Source organism: Marinococcus sp. LNHM5E3-2.1 (genome assembly GCF_056034365.1).
On record NZ_JBQLIB010000001.1, the window covers coordinates 332,454 to 344,458 of the forward strand.

The following is a 12,005-nucleotide window of genomic DNA, read 5'->3' on the forward strand; positions in this document are numbered from 1 at the left end:
AAAGATCGGCCGGCGGGCCGGTCTTTTTTTATGATGAATACAAAAAGCGAAAGTGATTTCTTCTCAGCGCTGAGAGGATATTTCTGAAAGGAAAAATCTGTCGAAAAGGATGTTTTCTTCAGGAAAAAGCGTAAAATAAACGGAAAAAAGGTATAGAATTGAAGAGGAAGCATTAGGGTGTAAAAGGAGCGGAGTGTATGACTGAAGTAAGTGCTTTATGGATGCGAAGGGATTTAAGGTTAACAGATAACCGGGCAATGTATGAAATGCAGCGGTGGGTGGAAGCCGAAGGAGGCAGGCAGTGGTTTTTAGTTTTTCATCTTGATCCAGACTTTTATGAATATTCGTGCCCTCATCATGATTATTTTTTTCAAAATCTAGAAAAATTTCGTAAAGAATGCGATGATCAACATATACAATTATATTTTCTGCACGGTCCAGCGAATGAAGCTTTCACGTACTTAAAAGAAAAAGTTCCGGCGCTTGCGCATTTATTTTTTAATGAAGATGAAGCACCGCAAGCGGCCCGGCGGGACGAGCAGGTATTAAAAGAAATGGAGCAGAAAAACGTAGAAGCACATGTCTATAAAGATGCTCATTTTCATCGCTCCGATGAAGTGCAGAAAAAAGACGGAGGATTCTATTCCGTCTATACTCCTTATTATCGTGCCTGGCGCCAGCTTGAAAAAGAACAGCCGTATGAATGCAGACTCGATCGTATTATCAGCAAGCAGGCGCGTCTGGAACTGCCGCAAAAGGCTGCTTATAATAAGCTGTCTTCTTATTTGAACAATAACAAAAAGACGTGGGAGCGCACTGCGGAGAAAGACGGGCGGGAACGGCTGGAAACGTTTGTAGAGGAAATTGCCCCGGAGTATCATGAAACGAACAATGCCCTTTCGAGTGACGGAACGAGCCGGCTTTCTGCCTACTTAAAAACCGGCCGGCTGTCAGTTCGGACGATTTATCAGGCCCTTTCAGAGCAGCTTGAAGAGGGGAACCCCGGGGCTGAAGCTTTTGTCAGTGAACTAGCCTGGAGAGATTATTACAATATGATTCACGCCACGCGTCCTGAGCTGAAAAACAAGGAGCTGAAAGAGGCGTACCGGGATCTGCCGTGGGAGTATGATAAAAAAAGACTGCAGACGTGGAAGGAAGGCCGTACCGGCTATCCGATTGTAGACGCCTGTATGCGGCAGTTAAATGAAATAGGCTGGATGCATAACCGCGGAAGAATGATTGCTGCTTCCTTTTTAACTAAGGATTATTTGATCGACTGGAGAGAAGGGGAAAGGTATTTTGCTGAAAGGCTGATTGATTATGATCCTTCTTCCAATGCCGGGGGATGGCAGTGGGCTGCGTCTACTGGTACAGATGCGGTACCGTACTTCCGCGTCTTTTCTCCAGTGAGGCAGAGTGAACGTTTTGACCCGCAGGGCGATTATATTCGTGAATATGTGCCGGAGCTGCAGTCAGTTCCAAAAAAATATATTCATACTCCATGGAAAATGAGTGAAAAGCAGCAGCGGGAGTACGGCTGCATCCTTGGAGAGGACTACCCGGAGCCTGAGGTGGACCACTCGGTACAGCGAAAGAAAGCAATTGAAATGTTTAAAGGAGAGTAAGCCATGGACATTCGCCGTATGAAAAAATCAGAAATTGATCAGAGTCTGGATCTTGCCCAATATGCTTTTCAAATTCATTTAACAGAAGAACAGCGCCGGGAGAGGCGGCGGACTATCGTTCCCCAGGATAACTGGGTCGCGGTCGAACGGGGCAAGGTCCTCTCTAAAGTAGCTATTTTTCCCACGGTAGTTTACCTTGGGGATGTAAAAATGCCGATGGGAGGAATTTCCGGTGTGGCAACATGGCCGGAAAAGCGCCGGGGCAGCCTGGTGCGTTCATTGCTGAAGGAAGCACTGGTGGATTTGAGGGACCGGGGGGTTCCGATCTCGATGCTTTATCCGTTTTCGACTTCCTTTTACCGGAAATTCGGCTGGGAGGTGTTCTGTGACACCAAGCACTGGACAGTGACGAAAAACGAGCTTCCGGATACTGGGGAGCCTGAAAAAGGCAGCATTCGCCGAATCTACCAGCAGGACTGGCAGATTCTCGACTATATCTATCAGAAGTGGGCGAAACAATATGCCGGCATGATTGCGCGGTCTGAGCAGTGGTGGAAAAACCGGACGCTTCAGCGGAAAAAAGGCAATGCCGCTGTTTACACTGATGCGAATGGTTTTGACAGCGGGTACGTGCTGTATGAGGTAAAAGAGCAGCAGCTGACCGTGCATGAATTTGTGGCCTGGCATGAAGATGCCCGCAGAGAATTGTGGCGTTTTTTAGCGAATCATGATTCCATGATTGAAACTGCTAAAATTTCTCCAGTTATTGATGATCCCAGCCGTTATCTGCTGCCGGAGCCGAAAATTGAAGAAACGAGAAAAAGCTACTTTATGGCCAGGATTGTCGATGTATATCCATTTTTGCATCAGTATCCGCTGAATCTGCCGGTCGAGGAGTCTCTGGTGCTGCATGTGGAGGATGACTTCTGTGATTGGAACAATACGAGCTGGCAGCTGTATAAATCGAAAGAGGGCCGGACAGAAATTAAAGAAGTGCTCTCAAACCGCACCGGCATCGAACTTTCCATTAATACCTTAACCGCCATTGCTATGGGATATATCACTGTACGTGAAGCTGAGCGCACGTCGCTGGTGAAAGGAAATAAACAGCAGCTGGAGCTGCTTGACCGTGTTCTCCCGGGATTCACTCCATTTATGTATGACTTTTTCTAATGCAAAAAAGCAGGTCCTTTAATGATGAAGGCCTGCTTCTTTCTGCTTGATGTTATTGGAGGTGCTGGTAAGCTCTGATGATGAAAGGGCGGGACGCCTCGTAATAATCACGAGCATATAGGTCATAATAGTGAAAATAATGCTGATTGTCAGCGCGTGAATAAGCACTGATGTTAAATGAGGCGCTCCGAAAAGGAGAGCGATACCTGCGCCTGCCTGAACGAGTATTAAAACGAAGGTCATCACACTCATAGCGGCAAGGGAAGTGTAGGCCCTGAATCGTTTCAGCGTCCAAATCATCAGAACTGCGATGACAATCATGAGAGCGACAGCAGCGCCGCGATGGATCCAGCCGGCCATCTCTGATCCGCCGGAGTGCTTCACATAGGCGCCGGTATAGATGACGGCGTAGGAATAGACGATAGTAGCGATCAGATAACTGCGGTAGCCTTTTGTTACTTTAGGCTGCAGCGATGGCTTCTCGTTATTCTCAAATGCCAGTATTGTGAGCATGATAACTGTGGCAAGCGAAATGGCACTGATGCCGAAATGAAGCGCGAGCACGAGACTCGAGTTGCCCCAGATGACAGCGCCGGCTCCCATTAATCCCTGAAAGATAATAAACAATACAGCCATCAGCGCCATAAATTTTGTCTCCCGTAAGTGGGAAAGCTTCACAGACGACCAGATAGCCAGAATAATAACAAAAAGTCCCATCAGTCCTGACCAGAGCCGGTGGCTGTATTCAATGATAGTGGCGACGGCAGGGTTGGAAGGTACTACTTCCCCAAAGCAAAGCGGCCAGGTGGCACCGCAGCCTTCCCCGGACCCTGTGTTAGTCACCAGAGCTCCCTGCAGCAGTACAATAAGCATGCCGATGGAAGTAATGACGCCAAATATGCGTAGTCCCCAGTGCAAAATAAGTCACTCCTTCAATATAAATGCAATTAAAAATTCCACGTTTTTCTTACATAATTAATCGTAGATTTCCAGCCTGAAAAAGTCAATTTTTAATACTGGTCCGCCCGTGAACAAATAATGAAATGTGAAAAATATGTGAAAGCAGCAATGGCAAAGAAAAAACGTTCACTGGATTGTTAATTCAGGGCTCTGCAAAAAGCCCTGTGATTTAGTATAATATAACCGCTACCAGAGAAGAGGAGGAATATACGTGTCGCATTTAAAAGCCGAAGAACAGAAGCGAACTAATCGTACGCACACGTGGATCGTGATACTGCTCAGCGTAATTATCAACGGGCTCGTCACGTTTTTGATTTTTGTAGAAGGCGGCGGGCAGACATTTAACGGCTTCGATTTGACCATTCTGCCGATGATGAATGCAATATTTAACAGCTTTACGACTGTATTTTTACTCGGGGCTTTATACTTTATTTTAAGAAAAAATATTAAAATGCACCGCCGGTTTATATACGGGGCATTCTCGACCACCGCTCTTTTTCTCGTCACGTATCTGGCGTACCACAGCCTTGCATCGAGCACGTCCTACGGCGGGGAAGGAATCATTCAATATGTGTATTACTTTATTTTGATCTCTCACATTATTTTGGCAGCATTGATCGTGCCGCTTTCAATCTATACATTTTTAAAAGGCTTTACGTATCAGGTGCAGAAGCACCGTAAGATTGCCCGGTGGACGATGCCGCTTTGGCTGTATGTGAGCATTACCGGTGTAGTGGTTTATTTCATGATCGCTCCGTACTATTAAGAAAAGGAAAGCCCCGGCGGCTTTCCTTTTTTATACTCTGAAATTTAATTTAATGAGTCCTGCTTCCCGTGCAGAAGTAAAAGCAATAACCGTAAGCGGACCAACGATAAAGCCTACGACGCCAAGAAGAGTAAGCCCGAGATACAGGCTGATTAACGTGGCAAGCGGGGAGAGTCCAATATGGTGCCCCATTACTTTTGGTTCGACAGTACGGCGGATGATGAGCAGAACAATACCAAGCGCCAGCAGCTGTGTTCCAAGGACAAGGTCGCCGCTGATATACATATAGATAGACCACGGGGCGAGAATGGCGATCGAGCCGATAATTGGAATGAAGTCAACGGCCCAAATAATCAGACTCATCACAATCGCCACTTCCGGGGTAAAAATCATCAATCCGATAAACGTAACGGCCAGTATAATTAAGCTGACCAAAAATTGGGCTTTGAAGAAGCCGAGAATCACTTCAGCAAGCCGGCTGGTCATGAATTGAAATTTTTCACCAGTTTCGGGCTTTAAAAAGGAATAGAATTTATCCTTCAGTCTTGGGAGATCGATCATAAATAAATACAGGGCAATCAAATAAACTAAAAACATAATTAAATAGCCGGGAATAGAAGCGATAACCGCCGTCGCCTGGTTCAGCAGATCGTCGCTTGCGATATTTTCCTGAAGCCCGGTAAGCATTTCGGCAATCCGGCTGTTGATCTGGTCGATGGTGTCCTGCGGCAGATTCCACTGCTCATAGCGGTTATTCAGGCCGGTTTGAATATTTTCCACGGTGTCCACAAGGTTGCTGATATATGTAGGGAGATTTTTGGAGAAAGCCACCAGCTGGGTAATCACCTGCGTAATCAACAAATAGCCGAGTAGAATCAACAGTAAAAGAAAAGCCGAGAAAACGATCATAACTGAAAACGGCCGCTTAATCTTAAGAGAACGCATAGCGAGTCGCACAGCTGGAGAGAGGGCCAGGGCTGTCAGCCACGCAAGAATAATAGGACCTGAGACTGGCAGAATAAAGTAAAGAGCGACAAGGGTAAGAACGATGCCGATAAACCGGAAAATATTTTTTTTTGTCAGCAGGGCGGTCACAGGGAAACTCCTTTCGTCAAAATGAAGCAGTATGTACGTGCTTTATTCATTATAATGTATTTAAACGGATAGTAGTACTAAATTAATGGACACTGGGTCAGGAGCGGGCAGCCTGTTTTAGATAAAAGGTTCCATCTGCTTTTGCAATAAGGCGGTTTTCTTCATCATAAACTGCGGCTTCGGCATAGGAGATCCGGCGGCCGACGGTGACTGGAGACGCTTTACAGGTGAGCTGTCTGCCGGTACCGGCTGAAATAAATTGTACGTGAATATCGATCGTTAAAATATCGCCTGGAACAGGAGAGAGCTCTGAAAGAAGCACCCCCATGGAATTATCCATGATTGTCGTCAGTACGCCGCCGTGAACGATACCGTGAGTATTGTGCAGGCCGGAATGAACGGGAACCTGGGCGCAGAGCGTTTCTTCATCCTCCCAGTAGGTGGACGTATGCATTAAGTGTTCTACGCCGCTTCTGGCGTCTGAAGTATCCCAGTCGTGCAGCAGTTTAAGATAATGCCTGGTCAGCTCTTTCGCTTCCGGGGAGCCATCTGCCAGAATGCTTTCAAGCATTTCCTGTTCTGTCAGCTGGGGTGAATGTTTTTCCGTCATGTTTGTCATCCTCTCCGTAGTGCACTTCTTTTTATATTGTAGCAATAAGATAAAAAGCGAACAAATATGATGATTCGTTCTTCATAGAATGAGGGGATCCGTGATAAAATAAAAGCGGAGGTGAATGTATGTCTGTAATAGAAGCATCGACGTCTGTAGATATACTCGAGCAATCGGAACAGTTAGGATACATGGTTGTAGAGTCTGATATATATATCGAATATAAGGAAGCCAAAAAAGCGATGAAGGAAGATCCGGAGGCCCAGGAAAAAATTAATAATTTTTTAAGCTGGAAGGATCAGTACGAGGAAGTACAGCGCTTTGGGGCGTACCACCCGGACTATAAGACAACCGCCAAGCAGGTGAGAGTCGTAAAGCGGGAAATGGATATGCATGAAACAGTCATCCGGTACCGTCAGGCAGAAAAAGCGCTTGACAATTTACTGACAGAAATATCCACTCTGGTGGCGGAATCCGTATCATCTTCCATCAAAGTGCCGACAGGCAATCCGTTTTATGATAACCAGTCGTGCGGCTGTTCGACCGGCGGAAGCTGCGGCTGCTCCTGATAAACATAAAACCTCCTCTTTTAGGGTATAACTCCTTTAAAGAGGAGGTTTTTACTATGTTTAAAGGTGTGTTTGAAGCCCAGACCGTAGTGCCTGCTTCCAGAGAAGAAGTCTGGAATTACTTTCAGGACCCGGTGCAGCTTGAAGAGATGACGCAGTTTCCTGAAGTTGAGGTGGAAGCCTCCGGGAAAGCTGAAGCAGGCGCGGAGATCCGGCTGTACCTTTATTTTGGTCTATGGAAAACGGTATGGGATTCGGTTATTACTTACGTGGATGAGCCGAGCTCGTTTCAGGATGAAGGGAAAAAGCTGCCTTTTCCGTTTACGGCATGGAAGCATACTCATACTTTTCAGGAGCTTGGGCCGCTTACGGGAGTTCATGATTACATCGAATTTGAGTCAGTAGTACCGGCATGGATGGTGAAGTGCTTTTTAGGAGGAATGTTTAAAAGCCGCAAAGCCTTTGTAGTAAAACAGTTTAGTACGCAAAATAAAGAAAGCTCCGCTTTTTAATCAAAAAGCGGAGCTTTCTTTAATCAGACTGAAATTCGCGGTGGACCATAACGAGAATAGCCCGCCGTGTAATGAGACCAACAAAGGCACCTTCATCATCTTCAATACATACAAATGGATGATTGATAGAAAGCGTCAATGCCTTCCCAAAGTTATCATCTACGTTCATTTTCGGAACTTTTTCCGACATGACCGTTTCCACAGTATGCTCATGGAGCTTATCCATTTCGATGCGTTCTGTGCCGAGGATCGTATCAAGTACCTGGGCCTTGCTGATCTGGCCCTGTACACGGTAATGTGTATCTAACACCGGGACCGCAGTGTAACCGGATTTAATTAGTATCAAAAGCGCATGGTCGAGGGGATTGACTGCCTGTACATGGGCTACTTTTTCGTGGCCGATGATCAGCTCAGCTATTTCCTGATCCATAATATTTGTGTTTTTTAACTCATGAAGCACTGTCATCACATACTTTCATTGATTTCTCATAAAGCAAAAGAACGATAACTACAACACAGAGATATAAAGACATGTTGAATAATAAAAGGATTTCAAGGTTTCGTCAAGTTCCAAAAAACGCAATTAATGGTAATCTAGGCGCTTTTAGGCAGACCAAAGACAGCTGTTGGTTCAAATCGACTCAACAGCTGTCTTTTGGAATGAAATGGAATCAGCCTTTTCGCATATTGAAGGCTGCGTTCAGCTGGCCGCGCAGCATTCTTTCCCGCAATTCTTTGTTTTTCATTTTCTTTTGTTCCATGCGGCGGATTTCAAATGTCTGCATACCGTCTTCCATTTTTTCTGCAATATCGAGGAGCCGTTCTACATCCAAAAAAGAATATTTCCTGGTCCCGCCGGAAGTGCGGTCAGGGTAAATCAATTTACGTTCTTCATAGTAGCGAATTTTTCTTTCGGAAAGTCCGGTTAATTCGCTCATAACTCCAATCGTAATTACTTTTTTGTCTTTATATGACGACATAGTTTGCTCCCCTTTTCATCTCTTTTGTAAGCTAATATACCACAATAACTTTTTTATGTATGGTTGTTTGTTAGATTACCTCACATAACAGAGAAATGAAAATGTGAAATCAATGCTTAAACCTGCGAAAAGGGGGGAATTAATAGATAAATGACTATAGGCTACCAATTGAAAGTAATTGCTATGGATTACGCGTATGCAACGGACCACGGGTTCTTTCACATAAGAATCGGGTCAAACGGGCTTTAACCATGTATATTACTGATTGTTGACGGATAAAACATGTGATAATCTATTAATTGTGAAATTTTTGAACAATTCACATCATAATAACAAAGCAGGAAATATACACGAATGATATTTATACAAAGACTGGAAATAATGACAGGAGTGACAGGAAAATGAAAGTAGCTAAATTTGGCGGAAGTTCTCTGGCAAGTGCAGAACAGATAAAAAAGGTGGCGGATATTGTAGCGACGGATGAAGACCGCAGGGTGGTAGTAGTATCTGCGCCCGGCAAAAGAAGCGGTGAAGATACGAAAGTAACAGATTTATTAATCGCCCTCGCCGAAGCCTGCCTGGAGAATTCCGGGGTGGAAGAGGCCAAAAACAGAGTACTGGAACGCTTCCGTAGTATTACAGCCGAATTGAACCTATCAGACGACATTATCGCAACTATTGAAAGTGATATTGAGGCCCGTATTCAGTTCAGCAAAAGTAATGAAGGACGTTTCGTTGACCAGATGAAAGCCGGCGGCGAAGATAATAACGCTAAGGTAGTGGCAAGGTATCTTCAAAGCATCGGCACTGTGGCCGAGTATGTTAACCCAAACGATGCCGGCCTGTTTGTAAGCGACACCCCCGGAAATGCCCAGGTGCTGAACGAGTCCTACGACCACATTTATAAGCTGCGCGAGCGCGAAGGAGTAGTAGTATTTCCAGGATTCTTCGGCTATTCGAAAGAAGGGGATCTCGTCACCTTTTCCCGTGGAGGGTCGGATATTACCGGCTCCATTCTAGCTGCGGGAGTACAGGCTGATCTTTACGAAAATTTCACAGATGTGGACTCGGTATTTGCGGCCAATCCCACAGTGGTGGACAGTCCTTGCGCGATTAAACGGATGACCTACCGTGAAATGCGGGAGCTTTCCTATGCAGGATTCGCTGTTTTTCATGATGAGGCACTCATTCCGGCTTTTCGCAAAAAGATTCCGGTCTGCGTGAAAAACACAAATAACCCGCATGGAAGCGGGACGATGATCATTTCGGAACGGGAATATTCATTGAATCCAATTATCGGCATTGCGGCAGATAAAGGATTTGAAACTATCTACGTACGCAAATACTTAATGAACAGAGAAGTAGGTTTTGGCCGCCGGCTGCTTGCGATTATTGAAGACGAAGGCGTTTCGTATGAGCACATGCCGTCAGGGATCGATGACACGTCCATCATTATCGAAGAAGGCCAGATGTCCAAAGAAAAAGAAGAGCGTATCATTGAGCGGATCATGAATGAACTCGATGCAGACGATGCTTACATTGAAAAAGGATACGCGATGATTATGCTCGTAGGCGAAGGCATGCATGAGACGGTGGGCGTAGCTGCCCGCGCGACCCGAGCATTCTCCGAAAAAGGCATTAACATTGAAATGATCAACCAGGGCTCATCTGAAGTGTCACTCAGTTTCGGGATTGCTGAAGGGCATGTTGATGAAGCCATCCGCGGTTTATATGAAGAATTTTTCAGCACGAAAGAAATACTGCAGTAAAAATAAAGAGGGCGGCCACGGGGCTGCCCTCTTTTGTACATAAAAAGCTAATCCTTTTGTTTTTCTTTTAGAAGCTGTTTAATATCGCTCAGCTCGCTCTCCATGTGATCAAGCTGCTTCTGCAGCTTGTCTTCGCTTTCTTCGGCTTCCGCTTTTTCAACGTTGCTTACAATGACGCCGACAAACAGGTTAAACACAACAAACGTTCCGACGAGCACAAAGGAGACAAAATAAATCCAGCTTAATGGATTCGTTTCAGCGATTGGGCGCATGACTGCACTTGCCCACGACTCGAGGGTTACGACCTGAAAGAGTGTCAGTAAGGACTGGAAAATGTCCCCGAAATACTCAGGGGCCGTGTCACGATAAAGCATTGTGCCAATTACGGCATAGACGTAAAAAATGATGCTCATCAGAATCATAATATTCCCTAACGAAGGGATGGTGCGGAGCAGAGCGTCCACAAGCCGCCGCAGGGAAGGAACAACTGTGATGGCCCGGAGCACCCGTAGGACCCGGAGCACCCGTAGGACGGTAATAAAAGCTGAACCAGCGAAAATGTGACCAGCTGCTACAATGAAGAAATCAAACCAGTTCCAGGGAGAGCGGAAAAAACGGTAGGAGGGGAAAACACCTAAAAACCGGATGATAACCTCGATGGTAAAAAGCCAGAGAAGTATGTAATTTAACACAGAAAACGTATTTTCGTAACGCCTGTATAAGGTTTCAGAGGTTTCAAGCCCTACGAGGAGTGCATTAAATAAAATAAGTGTCGTTACAACAGCAGTGAAAAACGGCTGATCCAAAATGACAGCTAAACGCTGCCGAAAACGGGTAAAGGTAGATATCTCGCTCATAGGTGGACTCCTTTAAAAAGATGTGAACCGTTTTGATTGTACAGAAAAAAATAGACAAAGAAAAGAAATAGCTGTGTGAGGAGGAATTATATGAAACCGGATGTCATTATTATTGGTGCCGGCCTCGCCGGATGGAGCGCGAACCGCGAGCTTGAAAAGCACGGCCTGCGCACTGTGGTTGCAGAAAAAAGCAGAGGGCTTGGCGGGAGAATGGCGACACGAAGATTGAACAACAGCCGTGCGGACCACGGGGCTCAGTTTTTCACTGCTAGAAGTCAGTCGATGAAAGAGATAGTAAAAGAATGGGAAGCGGCGGGGTACATACGTAATTGGAGCAACGGGTTTATTCAGCTCGAAAACCTTGAGCAGGAGCAGCATTTTCAGGGAGACGGTCACCCGAGATATGTTGGGCGGGCCGGGATGGCACCGCTGATGAAAAATTTATGGAAGGGAAAAATGATAGAAAAGGAAACAAAAATTACGACAATCGTGCCCGGGGAAGAAGGCTGGGTACTTCGTGCAGATACTAATCAAATGGAAGCGCGGGCGGTACTTTTAACTTCCCCGGTGCCGCAGTCCCTGGATATGCTGCAAAACGTTCCCGGAGAGCGCAGGTGGGAAGAGGATCTTTCTTCTGTCCGCTATGATCCTTGTTTATCTGTAATGATCGAATATGACGGGGAGAGTCCTCTTATGGCGCCGGGAGGCATCCAGGCCAGGGACCGGAGAATTCAGTTTGTCGGCTGTAATCTTCAGAAAGGCATTTCTGATTCCTGCGTTCTAACTGTGCACGCTGAAGGTGAATGGTCAAGGGAGCACTGGGACGACACCGATGAAGTTTTCGCCGAAGAACTGACCCGTATTGCCGGGCCGCTTTTGGACCGCAAAAAAATAATGAAGGTCCATCCGAAGCGATGGCGTTACGCGAAGCCGGTACATATGTATCCGGACCGTTCAAGGAGCTATGATTCGCCGTATCCACTTGCATTTGCAGGAGACGCGTTTGGAGAAGGGAAAGTGGAAGGAGCTGTTTTAAGCGGAAAGGATGCAGCAGGGAAAATTATTTCACTGCTGCAATAAAAAAGCAGG

13 protein-coding genes are annotated in these 12,005 nt (G+C 45.9%); 7 read left to right on the plus strand and 6 right to left on the minus strand.

Annotated elements, in window-relative coordinates:
- Positions 1-197 precede the first annotated feature (197 nt).
- Both ACTRXH_RS01815 and ACTRXH_RS01820 read left to right on the plus strand, forming a co-directional pair.
- Positions 198-1,625, plus strand: coding sequence for a cryptochrome/photolyase family protein (locus ACTRXH_RS01815; protein ID WP_474280317.1), 1,428 nt, complete (start codon positions 198-200; stop codon positions 1,623-1,625).
- A gap of 3 nt (positions 1,626-1,628) precedes the next feature.
- Entirely contained in the window at positions 1,629-2,798 is a 1,170-nt protein-coding gene (locus ACTRXH_RS01820; protein ID WP_474263825.1) for a GNAT family N-acetyltransferase, read from the plus strand.
- Positions 2,799-2,816: 18 nt separating this feature from the next.
- Here the strand turns inward: ACTRXH_RS01820 and ACTRXH_RS01825 are convergent, their stop codons facing one another.
- Positions 2,817-3,716, minus strand: coding sequence for a COX15/CtaA family protein (locus ACTRXH_RS01825; RefSeq protein ID WP_474280320.1), 900 nt, complete (start codon positions 3,714-3,716; stop codon positions 2,817-2,819).
- Positions 3,717-3,969: 253 nt separating this feature from the next.
- On the opposite strand from ACTRXH_RS01825, the gene ACTRXH_RS01830 reads away from it, so the two are divergent.
- Complete coding sequence (locus ACTRXH_RS01830) at positions 3,970-4,524, plus strand: DUF420 domain-containing protein (RefSeq protein WP_474280322.1); 555 nt, start codon at positions 3,970-3,972, stop codon at positions 4,522-4,524.
- A gap of 30 nt (positions 4,525-4,554) precedes the next feature.
- Here the strand turns inward: ACTRXH_RS01830 and ytvI are convergent, their stop codons facing one another.
- Both ytvI and ACTRXH_RS01840 read right to left on the minus strand, forming a co-directional pair.
- The gene (ytvI, locus tag ACTRXH_RS01835; protein WP_474280324.1) at positions 4,555-5,619 is read right to left on the minus strand and encodes a sporulation integral membrane protein YtvI; all 1,065 of its coding nucleotides are present in this window, start codon (positions 5,617-5,619) and stop codon (positions 4,555-4,557) included.
- 97 nt (positions 5,620-5,716) lie between these two features.
- Positions 5,717-6,229, minus strand: a complete 513-nt coding sequence (locus tag ACTRXH_RS01840; RefSeq protein WP_462865177.1) for a PaaI family thioesterase — start codon at positions 6,227-6,229, stop codon at positions 5,717-5,719.
- A gap of 128 nt (positions 6,230-6,357) precedes the next feature.
- On the opposite strand from ACTRXH_RS01840, the gene ACTRXH_RS01845 reads away from it, so the two are divergent.
- On the plus strand, positions 6,358-6,798 hold the full coding sequence (locus ACTRXH_RS01845; protein WP_474277215.1) for a YlbF/YmcA family competence regulator: 441 nt from the start codon (positions 6,358-6,360) through the stop codon (positions 6,796-6,798).
- 56 nt (positions 6,799-6,854) lie between these two features.
- Positions 6,855-7,310: an SRPBCC family protein gene (locus tag ACTRXH_RS01850; protein ID WP_474280326.1), complete on the plus strand. Its 456-nt coding sequence runs from the start codon at positions 6,855-6,857 to the stop codon at positions 7,308-7,310.
- Between the two features lie 19 nt (positions 7,311-7,329).
- On the opposite strand, the gene cbpB is transcribed toward ACTRXH_RS01850, so the two are convergent.
- Together cbpB and ACTRXH_RS01860 are read right to left on the minus strand one after the other, a co-directional pair.
- Positions 7,330-7,776: a cyclic-di-AMP-binding protein CbpB gene (gene cbpB / locus ACTRXH_RS01855; RefSeq protein WP_474260341.1), complete on the minus strand. Its 447-nt coding sequence runs from the start codon at positions 7,774-7,776 to the stop codon at positions 7,330-7,332.
- Positions 7,777-7,981: 205 nt separating this feature from the next.
- On the minus strand, positions 7,982-8,290 hold the full coding sequence (locus ACTRXH_RS01860) for a MerR family transcriptional regulator (protein WP_022792668.1): 309 nt from the start codon (positions 8,288-8,290) through the stop codon (positions 7,982-7,984).
- Between the two features lie 401 nt (positions 8,291-8,691).
- On the opposite strand from ACTRXH_RS01860, the gene ACTRXH_RS01865 reads away from it, so the two are divergent.
- Entirely contained in the window at positions 8,692-10,059 is a 1,368-nt protein-coding gene (locus ACTRXH_RS01865) for an aspartate kinase (RefSeq protein ID WP_474280328.1), read from the plus strand.
- A gap of 47 nt (positions 10,060-10,106) precedes the next feature.
- Here the strand turns inward: ACTRXH_RS01865 and ACTRXH_RS01870 are convergent, their stop codons facing one another.
- Complete coding sequence (locus ACTRXH_RS01870; protein ID WP_474277221.1) at positions 10,107-10,916, minus strand: ion transporter; 810 nt, start codon at positions 10,914-10,916, stop codon at positions 10,107-10,109.
- Positions 10,917-11,006: 90 nt separating this feature from the next.
- Here ACTRXH_RS01870 and ACTRXH_RS01875 point away from each other — a divergent pair, with 90 nt between their 5' ends.
- Positions 11,007-11,996, plus strand: coding sequence for an NAD(P)/FAD-dependent oxidoreductase (locus ACTRXH_RS01875; RefSeq protein WP_474280330.1), 990 nt, complete (start codon positions 11,007-11,009; stop codon positions 11,994-11,996).
- Positions 11,997-12,005 lie beyond the last annotated feature (9 nt).